Consider the following 18,956-nt stretch of genomic DNA (forward strand, 5'->3'; position numbering starts at 1 on the left):
CCCCCGAGAATGGATACAAGGTTTTTTGCGTATGTCAGATCAATTACCGGACGTCGATCCCGCTGCGCTGGACGCGCTGCGCGAGTTGATGGAAGACGATTATCCGTTATTGCTAGAGACCTTTCTGGCCGACGCCAAACTGCGTTTGACTCAGTTGCGTGAAGCGCTGGTGAGTGAGGATCTTGAAGCGTTTCGCCAAGCTGCCCACAGTTTTAAAGGCAGCTGCGGCAATATGGGTGCGCTAGCGCTGGAACAAGCCTGCTTGATCGCCGAGCGCGCAGCACTCGAAGGCGATACCAGTGCTGCGTCAAACAGCTACTCGCGCATTCGTGAGCGCTTTATTCGTCTGCAAGCGCAACTTTTCTAATACTGTTCATCCTGGTTGGCCCATGCATTGCAGGTTGCTTGCAAACGCAAGGATTCTTGCAGACCGGGGTGGAGATTCAAGCATGCCAATTGGGCAAAATCTGCAGGCGCTGATGAGCGCCGAAATGCCGCGAGACAGGTTCGCCGGGCTTACCTCTGTAAAAGCCGATAGCGCTGGTATAGAGGGGCTAGGTGGCTTCTCTTCGATTCTGGCTGCGCAACAGCCAGCTGAGCTGAAAGCTTTTTTGGGTCAGTTGAGCCAGGTGCAAGGTCAAACCGCCGAGAGCAACGAGGAACTGTCTAGCTTTGCCGCTGACGGCAATAGCTTGCCGGTTGAGATTAAGGAATGGCTGCAAAAGCTGGCCATGTTGGAATCTCCGCTGCAGGACACCTCTGCAGGCGCCGCAGGTTCTATCGAATCAACAGAATCCAGCGATGTTGACGCGCAGGAAGCAATGGGCTTGTTGGCAGGGCTCAGCAGCCAGTGGCAACAATGGATGGCGCAACTGCCAGAGACTGCAGGATTGGCGAGTGGTGCTTCCGCGCCAACAGCAGCTTCAGCGGCAATCAACACAGCTGATGCCGACAAAGCGTTGAAACAGATCATCGGTGCTGAACTCAGCGCAGGTTTGCCCGGAGACAAGGTGCTACCGGGCGCGCAAGGTGCGATGAGCTTGCCGGAGATGCTTGCGCAATTACGTGCGGTGATGTCGGGGTCGGCATCAACTGATGCGGATGCTGCCACCAACAAAACGACAGCAGGCGATGAATCTGCGGCCAAAGGTAAGGTGCAGCAGGGCGACGCAGACGACAGACTTATGGCGGGCAACAGACAAGCCAATCCGGCAGACCAGCCACAACAGAGTCAGCGAGTAGCCAACCTGGCTGCCACTGCAGACTCTCAAGGTCTGTTCGCGGCCAAGTTGGCAGAACACAAGGGTGGTGATTCGGCCAAGTTAGAGAGTTCGGCAGTTGATGCTCTGGAGAATAAAGCCGCAACTACTGTTAGTGCGGCGCAGAACGCGTTGACTCAACGGCCCGTCGCATCCGCTGCGCAGCCGGCAGCCGTGCCATTCGGGCAAGCTGGCTGGAGTGAATCGGTAGTTAACAAGGTCATGTGGATGTCCAGCCAGAACTTGAGAAGTGTTGAGATTCAGTTGGATCCGGCTGAGCTGGGTCCGCTTGAAATCAAGATTCAGGCGCGTGGGCTGGAGCACCAAGTACAGTTTGTTAGCCAAAATCCAGCGGTTCGCGATGCGCTGGAAGCGCAGATGCACCGCCTACGCGAGCTCTTTGCTCAGCAGGGCGTGGATCAACTGGATGTTTCGGTATCCGATGGCAGCAGTGGCCAGCAATCGGGCAGTGAGGCGCGTGGTAATTTTGCCGGCGGGGAGTCAGGCGGTGGTCGAGCGGGTGGCTCGGCGGTGGCTGGCACCTCGCAGGTTGGCAGCGAAGACGAACTGCCGATAGCAGCAGCGCAGAGTATGGTCGCCAATAGCCGGTTAGTTGATTACTACGCCTGATTACTGAGCTCTACCAGCGCGCCTGCGTAATCCTCTTCTTGTTAGGCGCCTTTCGCGCTGTTGTCTTAATTGTTGTTGTCAGCTTGCCGGCGTCGGTGGGCTGACAAAGACATTTCTCCGCTTTCCCTTTATCCTATGTCGATCCGGCTCTTTGACTGAGCGTAGACGCTAACCCTGAGCTATTCTGCGATCATCCGGTATGCAAATGCATGGGCTGGCACGCTCAATGCATCACCCTCAAAAACAGGGAAAATCCCGCTGGAGTGACGGAATATTGTCATGGCGAAACAAGAAAATAACGAAGTGACGGAAGAAGTGCAGGAAAAACCGTCCAATAGCCGCAAAAAACTTTTCATTCTGATCGGTGTTGGCCTGCTGGCGCTGTTGTTGTCGGCCGGTGGCGTTGCTTACTTCTTGCTGTCTGGCGATGATCAGGAAGAGGTGGCGCAGGCGCCTGCTGAACCGGTCAAACAGATGGCGTTGTATCAGGCGCTCGAGCCGCCGTTTGTCGTCAATTACAGCGACAATGGCCGGCAACGTTACATGCAGGTGAGTGTGGTGCTCATGGGCCGCAGTGCTGAAGGCATGGCTAAGCTTAACCAACATCTGCCACTGATTCGTAATCAGCTGGTTTTGCTGTTTGGCAGCGAAGAGTTTGCCGCGCTGCTGAGCCCTGAAGGCAAGGAAGCGCTGCGCGAGAGAGCCGGTCTAGCCGTCAAGGCATTGCTGGAAAAGGAAGTGGGCGACCCGGTCATCGAGTCGGTACTTTTTACCAATATGGTTTTGCAATAGGAAGCGTTCATGGCCGTACAGGATCTGCTATCCCAGGATGAAATCGATGCCCTGTTGCATGGGGTCGATGACGGTGCCATTGATACCGACCTGGAAAGCGAACCGGGGTCGATCAAGAGTTACGATCTGACCAGCCAGGATCGCATTGTACGCGGGCGGATGCCCACCCTGGAAATGATCAACGAGCGCTTTGCGCGCTACACCCGCATCAGCATGTTCAACCTTATGCGCCGTTCTGCGGATGTGGCTGTAGGTGGCGTGCAGGTGATGAAGTTCGGCGAATACGTCCACTCACTCTATGTGCCAACTAGCCTTAATCTGGTGAAGATGAAGCCGCTCCGCGGCACGGCTTTGTTCATTCTTGATGCCAAGCTGGTGTTTAAGCTGGTCGACAATTTCTTCGGTGGTGATGGACGCCACGCCAAGATCGAGGGCCGTGAGTTTACGCCTACCGAGTTGCGGGTAGTGCGTATGGTGCTTGATCAGGCGTTTATCGATCTGAAGGAAGCCTGGCAAGCCGTACATGATGTGACGTTCGAGTACGTTAACTCGGAAGTTAATCCTGCTCTGGCGAACATCGTTAGTCCCAGCGAAGTAGTGGTGGTCTCTACTTTCCATATCGAATTGGATGGTGGCGGCGGTGATCTGCACGTGACCTTTCCCTATTCGATGATTGAACCGCTGCGTGAAGTGCTGGATTCGGGTGTGCAGTCCGACGTGGATGAGCATGATGAACGCTGGGTACGTGCTCTGCGTGAAGAGATTACCTGCGTGAAAGTGCCGCTGAGCGCGACTGTGGTGAAAACCCAGTTGAAGCTTAATGACCTGCTGACTATGCAGCCGGGTGATGTGATTCCGGTAGAGCTACCCGATCACATGGTCTTGTGCGCCAATGGCGTGCCTACCTTTAAAGCCAAGCTGGGGTCAGTGAAAGGCAATCTGGCTTTGCAAATTCTGGGCCCGCTGATACGGCCGCGTTGAGTTGAGCAGGCTGCAATCAGCGACCTAACAAGTATTAATAACAGAGGAATTGCACGATGGCTGATGACAAAAACCCGGATGAGGTCACTCCAGAGGAGCAGGCGCTGGCCGACGAATGGGCGGCAGCACTGGACGAGGCGGGTGATGATGCCAGTCAGGATGATATAGATGCCATGCTGGCGCAGAACGATGCTCAGCCGCGCATGCCGATGGAAGAGTTTAATGCACCGGCAAAAATGCTGGAGGACGGATTTGATCCGAGTGACAGCCCTAACCTGGATGTGATCCTGGATATCTCGGTGACCATTTCCATGGAAGTGGGCAACACCGACATAACTATCCGCAACTTGCTGCAACTCAACCAAGGATCAGTTGTTGAGCTGGATCGTTTGGCCGGCGAGCCGCTTGACGTCAAGGTAAATGGCACGCTGATTGCGCACGGTGAGGTGGTGGTAGTGAATGAAAAGTTCGGCATCCGTCTGACGGACGTGATCAGCCCCACCGAACGTATCAAGAAACTGCGTTGAGCATGCTTATGCCCCGTTTTCTGCTGCTTTTATCTGTTGCACTTGCTTCGGGTGCAAGCTGGGCTGCGGAGGAGCCTGCGGTTGCCGCAGTGGGTGCGTCAGGTGGCTCGTTGGCTGGTCAGTTGCTGCAGTTGGGGCTAGGGCTGGCGGTAGTGGTGGGCCTGATCTTCCTGCTGGGTTACTTGATGCGCCGTGTGGGTCCGTTGGCGCCGCAGGGTGGCCAGCACATCAAGCTGGTCAGTAGTCTGCCACTGGGGCCGCGCGATCGGCTGTTGCTGGTCGACGTTGGCGGCACCCAGATGTTGTTAGGCACCTCGCCAGGCCGCATCAACACGCTGCACGTGTTTGAGCAGCCGGTCGCAGATTTAACTGCCGCCGCGAGTGGTAATGGTGATTTCGCGCGCAAGTTGCAGGCCATGTTGAAGCGGGGGGCTGATTCATGATGCGCTGGATATGGCTGTTGTTAATGCTGGCAGCGCCCTCCGTATGGGCGCAAACCGCAGCAGATCCGCTTAGCTTGCCGGCGGTAACCTTGAGCACAGACGCTGACGGCGGACAGACCTATTCGGTTAGCCTGCAAGTGCTTGCGCTGATGTCGGCGCTGACCTTCATCCCGGCCTTCGTGATGATGATGACGAGCTTCACTCGCATTATTATCGTATTCGCGATTTTGCGTCAGGCGTTAGGTTTGCAGCAGACCCCATCGAGCCAAATCATGGTGGGTTTGGCGCTTTTTTTGACGCTGTTTATCATGGCACCGGTGTTCGACGAGATCAACGAATCCGCATTGCAGCCCTACATTAACGAAGAGATGCAGGCGCAGGAGGCCATCGAGGTTGCCAGTGGACCGATGCGTGAGTTTATGCTGGCGCAGACCCGTGAAACGGACCTTGAACTCTTTGTGCGACTAGCTAAACGCACTGATCTGGCTGGGCCGGACGAAGTCCCTTTTCATATTCTGGTGCCGGCCTTTGTCACCTCTGAGCTGAAAACGGCTTTCCAGATTGGTTTTATGATCTTCATTCCTTTTCTGGTGATTGATCTGGTGGTGGCCAGCGTGCTCATGGCGATGGGTATGATGATGTTGTCGCCGCTGATCATCTCGTTGCCATTCAAAATCATGCTTTTCGTATTGGTGGATGGTTGGGCGCTGATTATCGGCACCCTGGCTGCCAGCTTTGCGGTGAGATAGGGGAGACCTGCCAATGACGCCCGAAGTAGCTGTTGACCTGTTCCGTCAGGCGCTCTGGTTGACCACTGTGATGGTCGGCATCGTAGTGATGCCTGGCTTGTTGGTTGGCTTGCTGGTGGCCGTGTTTCAGGCGGCAACGCAGATCAACGAGCAAACCCTCAGCTTTTTGCCGCGCTTGTTAGTGACCTTTATTACCTTGATCGTATTAGGCCCATGGCTGACGACCCAGCTGATCGAGTTCACCGATACCCTGTATCGACAGATTCCAGGGTTGATCGGCTAATGCTGGAGTTATCCAGCGCGGATCTCAGCCGCTGGGTCTCAAGCTATCTCTGGGTGTTTTTTCGTATCGCCAGTGTGCTGATGACCATGCCGGTGTTTGGCACTCAGCTGATACCGGCTCGTATTCGTCTTTATTTTGCGTTGGCGCTCACCTTGCTGGTCGCCCCGCAAATACCTGAAGTACCTACCCTTGATGCGCTCTCGTTGAGCACCTGGACCATCATTGCTGAGCAGATACTGATTGGCGCTGCGATGGGCTTTTCAATGCAGTTGCTGTTTCAGATCCATGTGTTGGCCGGGCAGATTATTGCCATGCAGATGGGTCTGGGTTTTGCCTCCATGAACGACCCCAGTATGGGTATTTCTGTTGCGGTGGTAGCGCAGGTATTCACCATGCTGGTGACTTTGTTGTTTCTCGCCATGAATGGGCACTTGGTAGTGATTGAAGTTTTGGTTGAAAGCTTCAATACCCTGCCTATCGGCGAAACCTTGGCGGTCACTGATTTTGAGGCGCTGGTGTATCGTTTTTCATGGGTTATGGCCTCCGCGATTCTGATTGGGTTGCCAGCGATTGCGGCGTTGTTGATTGTTAACATGTCTTTCGGTGTGATGATGCGCGCCGCGCCGCAGCTGAATATTTTTTCCATCGGCTTTCCGATGACGCTGATATTCGGTCTATTTATTCTTTGGGTCTTGCTGAATAACGTGACAGCTCAGTATCAGGAATTGGCCTCCAACGCTTTGATCTGGCTGCGTGCACTGGTGAGGGCTAACTGATGTCTGAATCCGAAAGCGGTCAGGAAAAAACAGAAGACCCCACGGCAAAACGCCTCAAAGAGTCGCGCGACAAAGGCCAGGTTGCGCGCTCCAAGGAGTTGAACACGCTGGCGGTGGTCATGGTGGCTGCGGTGGCGCTGTTGATGGTCGGGCCTGAAATGGCGCGTAAGTTGATGAACATTATGATCTTCAACTTCTCCTTCGAACGCGAAGCGCTATTCAATACCGACACCATGGCGTTGCATCTCTTTGAATCGGTTCAGGAAGGCTTGATGGTGCTCGCGCCCCTATTCGCGATGCTGCTGGTAGCCTCCATTGTCGGGCCTATTATGCTGGGCGGCTGGCTGTTCAGTGCCAAGTCGCTGGCGCCCAAGTTTGAGCGTATGAACCCTCTGGCGGGCATTAAGCGCATGTTTTCTTTAAAGGCGCTGGTCGAATTATTCAAGGCGCTGGCTAAGTTTTTGGTCGTTTTGAGCACGGCGTTGCTGGTACTCCATTTACGCACTAACGACTTTCTTTCGCTGGGCCAGGAGCCTCTGGAACAAGCCATAGTGCATTGCGCTTGGGCGCTGGCCACGGCCTTGTTGATACTGGCGGCTTCGCTGATCTTGATCGCTGCAGTGGATGTGCCCTTTCAGCTGTGGGACAACAAGCAGAAGCTGATGATGACCAAACAGGAGATCCGTGACGAGTTTAAGGACTCCGAAGGTAAGCCCGAGGTTAAAGCGAAAATTCGGCAGATGCAGCGTGAGATGGCCGAACGCAGGATGATGGAGAAGGTACCGCAAGCAGATGTTGTCATCACCAACCCTACGCACTTTGCGGTAGCGCTGAAATACGACCCCTTGAACGGCGGCGCACCCGTGGTGTTGGCTAAGGGCGCGGACTTTATGGCGCAGAAAATTCGCGAGGTAGCCAACGAGAATGAGATCGTGGTGTTGGAGTCACCGCCGCTGGCGCGGGCAGTGTATTACAGCACCGAACTGGATCAGGAAATCCCGGCTGGGCTCTACCTGGCAGTAGCGCAAGTGCTTGCGTACGTATTCCAGTTACGTCAGCACCGGGCGGGGCAGGGCAAGCGGCCAGGGCCAATGCCGGAACCGCCGATTCCGGACGATCTGAAAAAGTAGGACCGCTTCAGGGCGAAGGGGCTGGGCTGTCGTGCAGCTCTAGATCTTTGACCAAATCGCCTAGGTCTTGCTCCATCAATTGGCGTAGTTGCGCTTCGTACTCTTCAATCGAACCTGATAGATCAATGATTATTTCTACTCGGCGATTCAGCGACCGGGTTTCTGGCCATTCATTGCTGGCACGCGGACGCGTTTCGGCGTAGCCCTGCACCTTGAGACGTTCTGGCTGAACGGCGTCGCCGATAAGCAGCGCATTGGCAACGGACGATGCGCGAGCGGCGGAAAGGTCCCAGTTAGACTGAAAGCGGCTTGTGTTAATCGGTATGTTGTCGGTGTGACCTTCAATGGTGATTTCGCCTGGTAAACGCGCAATTACCTCGGCAACCTTATCCAGCATGTCTTCAAAATCCGCGGTCATGTCAGCCGAGCCAGATGGGAATGAACCTTTCTCTTCGACGCGAATAATCACCCGTTTGCGGTCATGTTCGAGCTGGATGCGACCCTCTTGCAGTTCGTTTTCCAGCACATCACGCAGCGCTTCTACGCTGGTCGCTACCTGCTGTTGGGTGGTGTCTTGCACTTGCTGTTGTAACTGGCTTTCCAGCTCGGCGCTCAGCGTTTCCAGCTGAGGGGATTGCTCGGTGGTTTGCTGGCGTACGCTGTCTACTGGCGTTGGTTCGGGCTTACCTGGCGAGAACTTGTCGAAGATCGGGCTGGTTCCCATGGGAATATCCAGTGCTGGTATTTCGCGTTGCACGCCGAATGCTTTAGACATCTCGCCGGCGATCTGCTTGAACTTCTGTGCGTCTATCTCGGAAAACGACAGTAGCAACACGAAGAAGCACATCAGCAGCGACATCAGATCGGCGAAGGTCATGACCCACGCGGGTATGCTCGGCTTGTCGTCATCGCCTTCCATCAAGCGTCTTCCGCTTCGCCGGTGGGTTTAGCGGCTTTACCGCGGGGCATGTAACTAGCCAGTAATTGTTCAATAACCCGCGGGTTGGTTCCTTCCTGGATCGCCAGTATTGCGTCTATCCAAAGCTCCTGCATACGCGCCTCTTCGGTCATGCGTAGCGCAAGCTTATCGGCAATCGGGATGCAGATCATGGTCGCCAGCATGGCACCGTACAGTGTGGTGAGGAGCGCCACGGCCATGGCTGGGCCAATGGACTTAGGATCTTCCATGTTCGAGAGCATCTGCACCAGGCCAATCAGCGTGCCAATCATACCCATGGCTGGACCGACGTCACCCAGAGCGGTAAATACCTTGGCGCCCCAACGATTTCGATCCAAGGTGAGCAGGCGCTCTTTATCGAGAATAGCCTTTACCGTTTCTTGCGGATGGCCATCGATCAAAAGCTGAATGCCGCTTTTCAGGAAATCTGCCGAGATCTCCTTATCTTCCAGCGCTAATAAACCTTGTTTGCGTGCCACTGTTGCCAGCTCTACCAGCTCAGTGATGCTTTCTTCTACGTCCGGCAATTTGAAGCGGAAGGCGCGGCCAGCCACTTTGATGGCGCCGATGAACTGGCTGACGTTGAACTTCGCCAGCACCACAAAAAGACTACCGCCAATCACAATCAACAGCGAAGGCACGTTGAAGAATACCTGTGCCCCACTGCCTAGCAAGATGGATGCGGCAATGATGCCGATAGCGCCGATCAGGCCAATAAGTGTCGCGAGATCCACTAGTGCTCCTTGATTTTTTGCGATGGAGTACGGCAAAGAAAGTTAGGGGTGATGACAGGGGGACGCTATTCTATGATCGAATGCCCGCATGTCAAATGCTACACGTAGGTTCTGGCTTTCTCATGCTTGATTTGAGTTCTTTGATTGGAGATATCTATGTCGTCTGTTTCTCGTGTTGCCTGGGGTTCGATAGTGGCTGCTGCATTGATCGCTATTGCGCTGGCATTCATGGCTGTTAGCCTGAAAACCGGTCTGCTGCAATTTCGTGGTGCCGATCGAGTCGTCAGCGTTAAAGGCCTGGCTGAGCGTGAAGTCGCAGCAGATCTGGCGCTTTGGCCGGTTAACTTCACCGTTACCGGAAACAGTTTAGACCAGTTACAGAATGATATAGACACCCAGCAGGGGTTGGTCCGCTCTTTTCTGCTGCTGAAAGGGTTCAAAGAGCCCGAGATTCAGTTGTCGGTGCCCAAGATTGCCGATCAACATGCCAATGCTTACGGTAATAACTTGCCGCCGGATCGCTACCGGGCAGAAGTCACCGTATTGGTGCGTACCGAGGATGTAGATAGCGTCAAACAAGGTATGCAGTCAGTAGGTGAGTTGGTCAAATCAGGGGTGGCCTTGACCCAGAGTTACGAGTTTCAACCCAGTTTTCTATTCACCCAACTGGACAGCATTAAACCAGACATGATTGCAGACGCCACCCGGGATGCGCGTGCGGCTGCGGACCAGTTTGCGCGTGATGCGGGGGCTGAGGTGGGTAGCATTCGCCGTGCTTCGCAAGGCTATTTCTCAATTGAGGATGTGGACCCTTTCACCCCGGAAACCAAGCGGGTACGGGTGGTAACCAATATTGATTACAGTTTGGATTAAAGGGGTTCTGCCACTGCTTAGCTATTGATGAAATCAGCGATCTGCTGCGGCCAGTCAGCTAGCTCGCTGATCTTGTTGATGACCCTGAGTTCAGCGTTGGGCAAATGACTGGCCAATTGTTCTGCGCTGCTTAGCGGATGGATGGGATCATCGCGCCAGGCCAGGATCAGTGCAGGTTGCTGAAGTCTGTGCAGTTGCTCTGGAGCTGGCAGGTCTGAGGCGATTGCGCCCTGAATCACCGCAGTCAGCAGTTCGCGGGAGAAACCGCCCAAGCTTTCCAATTGCGGCAATGCATCTTCCAGACGCGCCTGCTGCAACCATTCAGGCAGGGCAGGGTGTTGGCGCGACAGCTGAATAAAAGACGGCATACCGCGTGCGCGCAGTAGTCGAATCATTTGTTGATAACGCTCGACCTGAGCTGCGCGAGTCGACCAGAAGGTGGGTGGCGTTGCCAATACCAGCTTGGTGACGCCAGTGGGTGCGTGTAGCGCCGCGATAAGCGCGCTGGCGCACCCCATAGATTGACCACCCAATGCAAAGCGATTGCCGGCGTGCTGGCGTGCAACAGCCAACATGTCCGCAGCCAGAGCCGGCCAGCGGTAGCGCACGGCATCCAGGGGCCGCTCTGACCGGCCATGGCCGCAAGCGTCGTAGCGAACCATCCGCAGGGGCATACCTGCGCGATAAAACCAGCTAGTAGCCTCTTCTTGCGCCATGCTGCCCAGCAAGCCATGCCCCCAGACCAGCGCCGAGCCGCTGCCGGATAATTTGACCTGAAGCATAAGCCGCCATTCCCAAAATAGATGTGGCAGTTTAACAGGTGCTAATAGCACTGACAGTCTCGCCGACGCCGTTTAAACTGGCTGCTTTTTCAGGGGTTGAGTGTATGGAGTTGTTACCCTGGGCGCATGACACCAGCGCCGGCTTTACGTTGCGCGGCTGGCATAGCCCGCCGAGTGGCAAACCGGTGTTGCATTTTTTGCATGGCAACGGCTTTTGTACGCGTAGTTATGAGCCCTTGTTGGCACTGCTGGCGAAGGACTTTGATCTCTGGTTGTGTGATTTGCAGGGCCATGGTCAGAGCGATCATGGCGACAAATTCGTTGGCTGGAACCGCAACGCCGAACTGGCGATGGAAGCCTTTGAAGCAGGGCGGGCTGTTTTTGGCGATGTAGCCTATTTTGCCTGCGGGCATAGTTTTGGCGGTGTGCTAACCGGTTTGATTTTGGCCGCCCGCCCGGAGCTGTTCGCCCGCGCTGTGTTGCTCGACCCGGTGTTCTTCCCGCCCGGTCTGATTACCCTACGACGCGGCCTTGGCTTGTTTGGGATACAGAGGAATCCGGTGGCCCAGCGGGCGAGATTACGTCGAGACAGTTGGCCTGATCGCGCCGGGGCACATGCCAGTTTGCATAATCGCGGCATGTTTCGCGGCTGGGACGAGAGCGCTTTTGCCGCGCACATAGCCCATGCGTTGCGCGACCACCCAGAGCGCGGCGTAGAGTTATGCTGCCGTCCAAGTCGCGAGGCTGAGGTGTTTTTGACTATGCCGCGCGGCCTGTGGCGCTCGCTGCGACGCGTCAAAACACCCACGCATATAATCTATGGTGATCGCACCTACCCCTTCGTAGGGACGAGTGCACGGCGTTTGGCTGCCAGCGGTAATGCTTATAGCGCGCACAAGACGGCGGGTGGGCATTGCTTCATGTTAGAGCACCCCAAGGCAACCGCGCAGCAAGTTCTTAGCTCGTTGCTGGTTTAGCTTTTGATGCCGGTATCCGGTTCCGGTTCAGGCGCTTCGCTGAGCAGCATGCTGCGCTCGCGAACACTGCGCGCAACATGCTCTGCCAGACCGGTGCCGGCTTCGCTCATGGTCAGGTAAGTGTGATCGGCACCGGCCTGAATGATGCGTTGGGCGATGTCTTCATACATGGCATGCGAGACTATCAGGCCATCAAAACCGCGTGAACGCAGTTTCTGCACCGCGATGGTCTTTGCCTCAGCGTCATTCATGGCGAGTATCACCGAATTAATATTGGGCATATCGAGGTTCTGCCAGAACACCTGATCCTCTGCGTCAGCGAAAAGTGCACGCCGCCCGGCTTGCAGGCTGGCATCGACCGCAACAGGGTCGGAATCCAGCGCTATCACGTTGAAGCCTTTTTCAAACAGGTTGTCATAGGCCGCCCGGCCGGTGCGGCCAAGACCCATAACCAGTATCTGCGCGTCGCCTAGAGTGATTGGCTGTTCATCCGGATGGCGAATATTGCGCTCAAACCGCAGCAGATAGGGCGATAGGCGCTCATAGAATGGGTGCACTATGCGATTCAGTGGCGCAGACAGCAGGAAGGAGAAAGCCACAGTCAGCGCCAACGGAATCAGCCACTGTGGCAGCACCAGGCTGGCCATAATCAGTCCGAACTCGCTGTATTGAGTCAGCGTCAGGCTACTAAGGAAGGCGCTGCGTGCGCGCAGTTTGAAGCCGACGAACAGAAAGAAGAACAGCATGGCCTTGAGTGGCAACAGCAGCGTGAGTACCAGCGCGAAGATCAGCGCGTGCATGTCAGGCAGGCCACCTAGACCAATCTGCAGGAAGAAGCCGACCAGAAAGATTTCCTTCAAGCTCCATAAAGACTGCGATAGCTCGCCGGCGCGCTTGTGGCCCGCCAGTAAAGCGCCAAAGGCCAGCGCGCCTAGTTCGGAGCTGAGCCCCAGCGCTTCAAAGCCTGTGCCGCCGACCACCAGCGCCAACAGCAGACCGAGCAGTACCATCAATTCTTCGTGGCCACTGAGATCCAGCAGCTTGTACAGTATTGGTTTACTCAGCGGCAGGATGAGCACCATCAGCGCCCAGGCAGAAGGGCTTTTTCCGCTGGCGATGCTGATTGCAACCAGCGCGATCAGGTCTTGCATGATCAGCACGCCGATAGCGATGCGGCCATGGAAAGCGCGCATCTCGCGCTTGCTTTCCAGCACCTTGGCGGCGAGCACGGTGCTAGAGAAGGAAAGCGCCATGGACAGCAGCAGCGCTTCGCCCAAAGGCAACTCAAGAACATACATCAAGCCGGCCAGCAGCACGGCGGTGGATAATCCAAAGTGCAGCAGGCTGCCACCGATCACCTCGGGGCGAGCAAGATTCTTGACCTTCAACTTCAGGCCGACGCTGAACAGCAGCAGCAGCACCCCAAGGTGCGCGATATGCGAGAGTATCTCGCTGTCCTCAGGACCGATTCCCACGCGGGAGCCGAGCGCTGACAACGCAAACCCGGCGCCAAGGTAGCCGATCAGGGGTGGCAGGCCAATCTGGCGCACGGCAAGACCCATCATGAAGGCAAAGGCAATCCATACTGCTTCAATCACGCGTATATCCCGTCATCATAAAAGTGCTGGGTAGTCCGGCGCTTCTTTGTTTGTAGTGAGGCATTGGCCGGCAGTCTGGGCAGACTATAACGAAGTTTTATGCGCTCTGCTGAGGTCGCGGGCCGAGACGGTAGGGCTGAGAATAAAGTGCTTAAAACGCAAGCGGCCCGACAGTTGCCTGCCGGGCCGCTTGCTAGGTGCTGCCAGCGAGAATCAGGCGGCGACAATCACGTCGCCGTGGTTCTCTGGCTCAATCAACGCCTGGTGCAGCGCCGCTACTGCTGCATCGTAATTCTCTTCCTTGATGATGCACTGCATTTCGACCTGACGAATCGACTGGTGAATCGCCTGGATACTAATGTCGGCCGCAGCCAACGCAGCAACAGTCTTGGCCAGAATGCCTTTAACCTTGAGGTCGGAGCCAATGGCCGAGACAATGGCGATGTTGTGCACATTCACCTCTGCCATCGGGTACTGCTCCTCGATCAGGCGTGACGCACGATTGATCATCTTGCGCGAACCTGAAACGTAGTAAGTGATGCTGTTGGCGTCTGAATCTTTGTTGACCACGTACAGCTTGAGCTTTTTCAGCAGCTTGCTGATCTCAAGGTCGTAGCCCACATCGCCAAGCATCTCTTGGTCAAACACCTCAAGACCGAAGACATCCTTACGACCGGCGATGATTTCAACGCAAGGCTTCTCACTACAGTAATCCTGGCTGATCAAGGTGCCGCCGTGATCCGGCTCAAAAGCATTCTTGATGCGCAAGTGGATACCGGCGCGGCGCAGGGTGCGGGCAGCTTTAGGGTGAATCGCTTCCATGCCCAGGTTAGACAACTGGTCGGCTACGTCGTAGTTGGTCCGGCCAATAGTCACCACCTTGTCCATGCCGACTAGATTCGGATCTGCGCTGGAGAGGTGATATTCCTTGTGAATGATCGCCTCACGGGCACCCGTGCTGGCGGCAATTTGCGCAAAGGTGATTTCGCTGTAGCCGCGGTCGAAGGTGTTCATCAAACCTTCGCTGCAGTGGGTGTAACCGGTAGCTACGACTAGCTCTTTGCTTAAGTCGATACCGTCAAAGCTGTCCTTGACCATATCTTGAAAGGCCTTTGGCTCACTTTGATTCCAGCCGGTCAAGTCGACCAGGCGGGCGTTCAGGCCACTTTTCTTAAGTGCTAGAACGGTATTGAAAGCACTATGGGCTTCGCCTAAAGAGGCCAGCATCTCGCGTACTTTCATCAGGTGCTCAGTGAGCTGAAAGTGACCGTAGGTACACAATTGCTGCAAGCTCACCATGCAGTCACGTACGTCACTGATGCGGCCTTCAATAAAGCGGTCAGCCGCCAAGCGCTCGTACTCGCCCTGGAACAGCTCGGCATTCTTGCTGACCATGGCGCCTTGTACTACGTCCAGCGCGTCCAGCCAGGCATCCTCGCTGTGGGCGTCAGCAAAGCGCTCGTACACACCGGGCTCACCGGTTTTTTTGTGTTCGAGCAGCATGTTGGTCATGCCGCTGTAGGCAGAGACAACGAATACACGCTGGTACAGGTCTGCACCCTGACGTTGGCCAATGAAAATGTTGTTCAGTACTTCCTCAAAGCGACTCATTGATGTGCCGCCGATTTTTTCTACTGTATGCATAGTCCTGGTTTCTGTCGTCGGTGAATCTTGTCCTGCCACCAGCAGGTCGAGGGCCTCATGCCCTCGTTTGTCGATATTGCTGCGGCGCGACTCTACCGCTGGGTGTTTGCTAATGCCGTTACTCTTGCTGGTGCTGGCATCTGTTGGTGGTTTGCTGCAATAAAAATGGTGCTATTACGTGCGGGTATTGCTTACGCGGCTTGCTGATTGAAAACAAACCGCGTCGGCTGCACCAGAGAGGCTATTGGCTTACGGGTGCCTACTTGGTGTGCCGTCCGAGCGACATTATTTAATCGCTGTCTGCAGGGTATACGCCGTCTTTGTCGTGCACTTCACGACCGCTGATGGGCGGATTGAATACGCAGGCCATTTTCATGTCCTCGCTGCCGCCTCGCAGCATGTGGTCATCGTGCTGATCGAGAATGTACAGAGTGCCGGGGCGGATCTGATAGACCTTGCCGTCCGACAGGGTTTCGATCGAGCCATTGCCGCTCATGCAATACACAGACTCAAGATGGTTCTTGTAGTGGATGTGCGTTTCTTTATTGGCGTAAATGGTAGTGATGTGAAACGAGAAACCCATCTTGTCATCTTTGAGCAGCATCCGGGTGCTTTCCCAGGTCTCAGTGGTGACGCGGCGTTCTGAGTTTTCGCATTCTTCCAATGTGCGTACGATCATATTCAGGTTTCCTGTTTATTCTCAATTCGGGTGGCCGCTATCAAGGCGATAGCGGCGTAGACACGGCTGGCTGTGCGATCAAGATGCCTGATTGGCGACCTGTTCGCTTATTACCTTGGCAAACGCAGCGTCTAGAATAGTCAGCGCTTTATCGATCTGTTCGTCAGTGATGGTCAGCGGGCACAGGCATTTGACTACCTGGTTGTGATTACCGCTGGTTTCGATGACCAAGCCATTGGCGAAAGACTCTTTACAGATGGCTGATGCAATTTCGCCATCCGGGCAGCTGATGCCGATCATCATGCCGCGACCTTTGACGAACAAAGAGTCTGGACCGTGCTTGCTGACAATCTTCTGCATACGATCTTTGATGACCTTACCTTTGGCCTGCACACTTTTAGCAAACTCATCGGTGGTCCAGAAGTGTTCCAACGCGGCAGCGGCCGTTACGAACGCGTGATTGTTGCCACGGAATGTACCGTTGTGCTCGCCTGGCTCCCACTGGTCCAGCTCGTTGCGCATAATCACGATAGCGAAGGGTAAGCCGTAACCGCTCAGTGACTTCGACATGGTGATGATGTCTGGCTTGATGCCCATCTCTTCAAAGCTAAAGAAGGTACCTGTGCGCCCACAGCCAGCTTGGATATCGTCGGCAATCAGCAGCATTTCGTGCTTGCGGCAAAGTTTTTCCAGCTTACGCATCCAGTCAGCAGAAGCAGTGTTCAGGCCACCTTCACCTTGAACGACTTCGACAATAACGGCTGCTGGCTTATCGATACCGCTGCTAGGGTCGCTCAACAGCTTGTCCATCATAGAGATGGTATTTACCTTGTCGCCAAAGTAGTTGGCATAGGGCATACGGCTGACGTCGGTCAGAGGTACGCCTGCAGCGCCTCGATGGTGGCCATTGCCAGTTACTGCCAACGCACCGATGGTGCAACCATGGAAGCCGTTGGTGAAACTGATTACGTTGCTGCGACCGGTAATTTTGCGGGCCAGCTTGAGTGCGGCCTCAACTGAGTTGGCGCCGGTAGGGCCGCTGAACTGGATTTTGTAGTCTGAGAAGCCGCGTGGCTCCAGGATTACCCGGTTAAAGGTTTCCAGAAAGCGTTCTTTAGCGGCTGAGTACATGTCCAGGCCGTGGGTGATACCGTCTTCCTCCAGATACTGAATCAGTGCTTTTTTCAGTACTGGGTGGTTGTGACCGTAGTTCAGCGTGCCAGCACCGGCGAGGAAGTCGATGTAGCGCTTGCCTTCAGTGGTAACCAATTCGGCACCCTGAGCTTGATTAAACATGACCGGGAACGAGCGGCAATAGCTGCGAATGTCGGATTCGTTTTTTTCGAACTGTTCAAAATTGTTCATGATATCTCCTGGTCTCAAGCGTTAGCTGATTGAGAAACTGATTGAGTAAAGGGTCCAGCACGGTAGATGACTTCATCGTCGTGCTGTCCGTTGAAATGCTTCTCGCGAGAGAACAGCACTTCAGTGGTGTATTCGGCGCCCAGCAGGCGGAAGGCTTTTTTAAACAGCGCCTCGGATGCGTCGTTGCCAGGGGAAATGGTCGTCTCCAATCGGGTGACGCCAGCAGCGCGAGTACGCTCAACTAACGCGAGCAGCATCTTTAGCGCTAAACCCTGGCCGCGCATGCGGCTGTCTACTGCGACCTGCCAAACAAACAAGGTGTCGGGGCGGGCCGGCGGGCGATAGCCGGAAATGAATCCGACCAAATCGCCGTCTTCTGTCTCGGCGGCAATCGCCGTATCGGCAAAGTCTTCACATTGCAGCAAATTGCAGTACACCGAATTGGTGTCCAGTGGCTGACAGCGTGCGACTAGTTGATTCAGCGCAAAGCCATCCGTGCCTGTAGGCTTGCGGAGTGTTGCGTTTTTAGAAGGCAAAATTAAGTACCTGAATGTTTATGCTTGAATTCTTTTTCCATAATAAACATATCTAGAAAATTATCTCAACCCGCTGTTAATGCAGCTTACAGGCTGGTTTTTTTGTCCATCAAATATTTATAGCTGTTAAATATCTCTGCCATATTTAAGGCGATTTATTTGTTGATACAACGTCTAGCCCTTGCTGTTAAAGGGCTGGCATGAATGCAGGTGATAGGCGATTAGGGTGGCTTTGGGTGTGCGAAAAGGGCTACAAAAAAGCGCATTTCCCTGCTGTTTTCTGGTGCTAAATTATTTTCAAGCGTCAGAGTTGTGCGTGGTGCAGTCTGGGGTTGCACCAAAAAAGGACGTTGAGTGTTGTGAGCAGATGCCGCTGGTTAGAAGGGGGTCGGCGCCTGAGGCGGCGCCGAGCAAAAGTGAATGGGTGGCCTACAGAGTGAAGCCGCCATCAATCGGGATAATGTTGCCGGTCATGTAAGCGCCGCCGGCACTCGCCAGCATGATTGCCAGTGCAGACATTTCTTCTTCACGGCCCCAGCGCTTCATTGGGATGTGCTGGCAGTCTTCAGCCATGGCCTCAGCATCGCTATGGATGTGCTGGGTCATCTTGCTGGGGAAACGGCCTGGGGCGATCACGTTAACGTTGATGTGATCACTGACCAGCTCGCGGGCCAGGTTGCGCGACAGTTGGTGCACGGCCGCTTTACTGGGGCCGTAAGAATAAGCTTCTTCGCCGAACGAGCTGATACCAGCAACCGAGCCAATGTTGATCACGCGAGTAGGGTTCTCGGCGCTGGCGTTCTTGCGCAGCATGGGCAGCAGTTGCTGAATGCAGCTGAACACGGAAACGACATTGAGCTGCATAACCTTCTCCCAGCCGGACACCGGGAAGTCTTCTAATGGGGCGCCCCAGCTAGTGCCAGCGTTATTTACCAGAATGTCGAGATGGTCGGTGTGTTGTGCTACGTCGGCGGCCAACTGCTTGGCGCCAGCCTCGGTGGAGAGGTCTGCGCCTATGGCAATGCACTCGCCGTACTGGCTAAGCTCTTCTGCTGTTTGCTTACCTTCGGCCAACTTGCGGCAGCAAATGATGACCTTGGCGCCGGCTTCCAGATAACCCTGTGCAATCATGCGGCCGATGCCGCGGCTGCCGCCGGTAACCAGTGCGGTGCGGCCGGCGAGGCTGAAGTAGTGCTGCATGTGAAAACTCCTTGTTGTTGGTATGAAAAGCCGCTTCGGC

At 55.0% G+C, this 18,956-nt stretch carries 22 protein-coding genes; 13 read left to right on the plus strand and 9 right to left on the minus strand.

The features are described from left to right. Window positions 1-31: 31 nt before the first annotated feature. From AC1XYH_RS03815 to flhB, 10 genes are all read left to right on the plus strand, one after another. On the plus strand, window positions 32-367 hold the full coding sequence (locus AC1XYH_RS03815) for an Hpt domain-containing protein (RefSeq protein WP_483325337.1): 336 nt from the start codon (window positions 32-34) through the stop codon (window positions 365-367). Between the two features lie 82 nt (window positions 368-449). Beyond that, window positions 450-1,889: a flagellar hook-length control protein FliK gene (locus AC1XYH_RS03820; protein ID WP_483325338.1), complete on the plus strand. Its 1,440-nt coding sequence runs from the start codon at window positions 450-452 to the stop codon at window positions 1,887-1,889. A gap of 279 nt (window positions 1,890-2,168) precedes the next feature. Further along, entirely contained in the window at window positions 2,169-2,681 is a 513-nt protein-coding gene (locus AC1XYH_RS03825; protein ID WP_483325339.1) for a flagellar basal body-associated FliL family protein, read from the plus strand. Window positions 2,682-2,690: 9 nt separating this feature from the next. Further along, window positions 2,691-3,662, plus strand: coding sequence for a flagellar motor switch protein FliM (gene fliM / locus AC1XYH_RS03830; protein WP_483325340.1), 972 nt, complete (start codon window positions 2,691-2,693; stop codon window positions 3,660-3,662). A gap of 56 nt (window positions 3,663-3,718) precedes the next feature. Continuing rightward, window positions 3,719-4,189, plus strand: coding sequence for a flagellar motor switch protein FliN (fliN, locus tag AC1XYH_RS03835; protein ID WP_483325341.1), 471 nt, complete (start codon window positions 3,719-3,721; stop codon window positions 4,187-4,189). 8 nt (window positions 4,190-4,197) lie between these two features. Beyond that, the gene (gene fliO, locus AC1XYH_RS03840; protein WP_483325342.1) at window positions 4,198-4,632 is read left to right on the plus strand and encodes a flagellar biosynthetic protein FliO; all 435 of its coding nucleotides are present in this window, start codon (window positions 4,198-4,200) and stop codon (window positions 4,630-4,632) included. Beyond that, window positions 4,629-5,381, plus strand: coding sequence for a flagellar type III secretion system pore protein FliP (gene fliP / locus AC1XYH_RS03845; RefSeq protein ID WP_483325343.1), 753 nt, complete (start codon window positions 4,629-4,631; stop codon window positions 5,379-5,381). The genes fliO and fliP overlap by 4 nt, the downstream gene beginning before the upstream one ends. A gap of 13 nt (window positions 5,382-5,394) precedes the next feature. Beyond that, a complete protein-coding gene (gene fliQ / locus AC1XYH_RS03850) occupies window positions 5,395-5,664 on the plus strand; it encodes a flagellar biosynthesis protein FliQ (RefSeq protein ID WP_483325344.1) in 270 nt (89 codons plus the stop codon). Then, entirely contained in the window at window positions 5,664-6,440 is a 777-nt protein-coding gene (fliR, locus tag AC1XYH_RS03855; protein WP_483325345.1) for a flagellar biosynthetic protein FliR, read from the plus strand. Before fliQ ends, fliR begins: the two co-directional genes overlap by 1 nt. After that, window positions 6,440-7,570: a flagellar biosynthesis protein FlhB gene (flhB, locus tag AC1XYH_RS03860; RefSeq protein WP_483325346.1), complete on the plus strand. Its 1,131-nt coding sequence runs from the start codon at window positions 6,440-6,442 to the stop codon at window positions 7,568-7,570. The genes fliR and flhB overlap by 1 nt, the downstream gene beginning before the upstream one ends. Window positions 7,571-7,577: 7 nt before the next feature. Here the strand turns inward: flhB and AC1XYH_RS03865 are convergent, their stop codons facing one another. Continuing rightward, window positions 7,578-8,489 (minus strand): flagellar motor protein MotB, encoded by a 912-nt coding sequence (locus tag AC1XYH_RS03865; RefSeq protein WP_483325347.1) that lies wholly within the window; start codon window positions 8,487-8,489, stop codon window positions 7,578-7,580. Further along, window positions 8,489-9,262 carry a flagellar motor protein PomA gene (pomA, locus tag AC1XYH_RS03870; RefSeq protein WP_483325348.1) on the minus strand — a complete coding sequence of 258 codons (774 nt, stop codon included), beginning with the start codon at window positions 9,260-9,262 and terminating at the stop codon, window positions 8,489-8,491. Before pomA ends, AC1XYH_RS03865 begins: the two co-directional genes overlap by 1 nt. Before the next feature lie 156 nt (window positions 9,263-9,418). Between pomA and AC1XYH_RS03875 the strand changes: the two genes are divergently transcribed. Continuing rightward, complete coding sequence (locus tag AC1XYH_RS03875; protein WP_483325349.1) at window positions 9,419-10,135, plus strand: SIMPL domain-containing protein; 717 nt, start codon at window positions 9,419-9,421, stop codon at window positions 10,133-10,135. Between the two features lie 17 nt (window positions 10,136-10,152). Here the strand turns inward: AC1XYH_RS03875 and AC1XYH_RS03880 are convergent, their stop codons facing one another. Beyond that, window positions 10,153-10,917 carry an alpha/beta fold hydrolase gene (locus AC1XYH_RS03880; RefSeq protein WP_483325350.1) on the minus strand — a complete coding sequence of 255 codons (765 nt, stop codon included), beginning with the start codon at window positions 10,915-10,917 and terminating at the stop codon, window positions 10,153-10,155. Window positions 10,918-11,021: 104 nt separating this feature from the next. On the opposite strand from AC1XYH_RS03880, the gene AC1XYH_RS03885 reads away from it, so the two are divergent. Further along, window positions 11,022-11,894 (plus strand): alpha/beta fold hydrolase, encoded by an 873-nt coding sequence (locus AC1XYH_RS03885; protein ID WP_483325351.1) that lies wholly within the window; start codon window positions 11,022-11,024, stop codon window positions 11,892-11,894. On the opposite strand, the gene AC1XYH_RS03890 is transcribed toward AC1XYH_RS03885, so the two are convergent. After that, window positions 11,891-13,492 (minus strand): cation:proton antiporter domain-containing protein, encoded by a 1,602-nt coding sequence (locus AC1XYH_RS03890; RefSeq protein ID WP_483325352.1) that lies wholly within the window; start codon window positions 13,490-13,492, stop codon window positions 11,891-11,893. The genes AC1XYH_RS03885 and AC1XYH_RS03890 overlap by 4 nt on opposite strands. A 213-nt stretch (window positions 13,493-13,705) precedes the next feature. Next, on the minus strand, window positions 13,706-15,136 hold the full coding sequence (locus AC1XYH_RS03895; RefSeq protein WP_483325353.1) for an aspartate kinase: 1,431 nt from the start codon (window positions 15,134-15,136) through the stop codon (window positions 13,706-13,708). 57 nt (window positions 15,137-15,193) lie between these two features. Here AC1XYH_RS03895 and AC1XYH_RS03900 point away from each other — a divergent pair, with 57 nt between their 5' ends. Continuing rightward, complete coding sequence (locus AC1XYH_RS03900; protein WP_483325354.1) at window positions 15,194-15,343, plus strand: hypothetical protein; 150 nt, start codon at window positions 15,194-15,196, stop codon at window positions 15,341-15,343. Window positions 15,344-15,425: 82 nt separating this feature from the next. Here the strand turns inward: AC1XYH_RS03900 and AC1XYH_RS03905 are convergent, their stop codons facing one another. The 4 genes from AC1XYH_RS03905 to AC1XYH_RS03920 all read right to left on the minus strand — a co-directional run bounded on the left by AC1XYH_RS03905 (window position 15,426) and on the right by AC1XYH_RS03920 (window position 18,916). Beyond that, on the minus strand, window positions 15,426-15,815 hold the full coding sequence (locus AC1XYH_RS03905; RefSeq protein ID WP_483325355.1) for an ectoine synthase: 390 nt from the start codon (window positions 15,813-15,815) through the stop codon (window positions 15,426-15,428). A gap of 78 nt (window positions 15,816-15,893) precedes the next feature. Continuing rightward, on the minus strand, window positions 15,894-17,180 hold the full coding sequence (gene ectB, locus AC1XYH_RS03910; RefSeq protein WP_483325356.1) for a diaminobutyrate--2-oxoglutarate transaminase: 1,287 nt from the start codon (window positions 17,178-17,180) through the stop codon (window positions 15,894-15,896). A 14-nt stretch (window positions 17,181-17,194) separates the two neighbouring features. Further along, window positions 17,195-17,716: a diaminobutyrate acetyltransferase gene (gene ectA / locus AC1XYH_RS03915; RefSeq protein ID WP_483325357.1), complete on the minus strand. Its 522-nt coding sequence runs from the start codon at window positions 17,714-17,716 to the stop codon at window positions 17,195-17,197. A 429-nt stretch (window positions 17,717-18,145) separates the two neighbouring features. Beyond that, window positions 18,146-18,916 (minus strand): SDR family oxidoreductase, encoded by a 771-nt coding sequence (locus AC1XYH_RS03920; protein WP_483325358.1) that lies wholly within the window; start codon window positions 18,914-18,916, stop codon window positions 18,146-18,148. Window positions 18,917-18,956: the final 40 nt, after the last annotated feature.

Source organism: Pseudomonas sp. GW-45 (assembly GCF_056896675.1).

Bases quoted from the DNA above. Each gene is read 5' to 3' on its own strand.
- fliO (WP_483325342.1), top strand. From the start codon at position 4,198: ATGCCCCGTTTTCTGCTGCTTTTATCTGTTGCACTTGCTTCGGGTGCA.
- AC1XYH_RS03905 (WP_483325355.1), bottom strand. From the start codon at position 15,815: ATGATCGTACGCACATTGGAAGAATGCGAAAACTCAGAACGCCGCGTC.
- fliN (WP_483325341.1), top strand. From the start codon at position 3,719: ATGGCTGATGACAAAAACCCGGATGAGGTCACTCCAGAGGAGCAGGCG.
- AC1XYH_RS03865 (WP_483325347.1), bottom strand. From the start codon at position 8,489: ATGGAAGGCGATGACGACAAGCCGAGCATACCCGCGTGGGTCATGACC.
- flhB (WP_483325346.1), top strand. From the start codon at position 6,440: ATGTCTGAATCCGAAAGCGGTCAGGAAAAAACAGAAGACCCCACGGCA.
- AC1XYH_RS03885 (WP_483325351.1), top strand. From the start codon at position 11,022: ATGGAGTTGTTACCCTGGGCGCATGACACCAGCGCCGGCTTTACGTTG.
- AC1XYH_RS03900 (WP_483325354.1), top strand. From the start codon at position 15,194: ATGCCCTCGTTTGTCGATATTGCTGCGGCGCGACTCTACCGCTGGGTG.
- AC1XYH_RS03875 (WP_483325349.1), top strand. From the start codon at position 9,419: ATGTCGTCTGTTTCTCGTGTTGCCTGGGGTTCGATAGTGGCTGCTGCA.
- AC1XYH_RS03920 (WP_483325358.1), bottom strand. From the start codon at position 18,916: ATGCAGCACTACTTCAGCCTCGCCGGCCGCACCGCACTGGTTACCGGC.
- AC1XYH_RS03880 (WP_483325350.1), bottom strand. From the start codon at position 10,917: ATGCTTCAGGTCAAATTATCCGGCAGCGGCTCGGCGCTGGTCTGGGGG.
- fliP (WP_483325343.1), top strand. From the start codon at position 4,629: ATGATGCGCTGGATATGGCTGTTGTTAATGCTGGCAGCGCCCTCCGTA.
- fliQ (WP_483325344.1), top strand. From the start codon at position 5,395: ATGACGCCCGAAGTAGCTGTTGACCTGTTCCGTCAGGCGCTCTGGTTG.
- AC1XYH_RS03895 (WP_483325353.1), bottom strand. From the start codon at position 15,136: ATGCATACAGTAGAAAAAATCGGCGGCACATCAATGAGTCGCTTTGAG.
- AC1XYH_RS03825 (WP_483325339.1), top strand. From the start codon at position 2,169: ATGGCGAAACAAGAAAATAACGAAGTGACGGAAGAAGTGCAGGAAAAA.
- AC1XYH_RS03815 (WP_483325337.1), top strand. From the start codon at position 32: ATGTCAGATCAATTACCGGACGTCGATCCCGCTGCGCTGGACGCGCTG.
- ectB (WP_483325356.1), bottom strand. From the start codon at position 17,180: ATGAACAATTTTGAACAGTTCGAAAAAAACGAATCCGACATTCGCAGC.
- AC1XYH_RS03820 (WP_483325338.1), top strand. From the start codon at position 450: ATGCCAATTGGGCAAAATCTGCAGGCGCTGATGAGCGCCGAAATGCCG.
- fliR (WP_483325345.1), top strand. From the start codon at position 5,664: ATGCTGGAGTTATCCAGCGCGGATCTCAGCCGCTGGGTCTCAAGCTAT.
- fliM (WP_483325340.1), top strand. From the start codon at position 2,691: ATGGCCGTACAGGATCTGCTATCCCAGGATGAAATCGATGCCCTGTTG.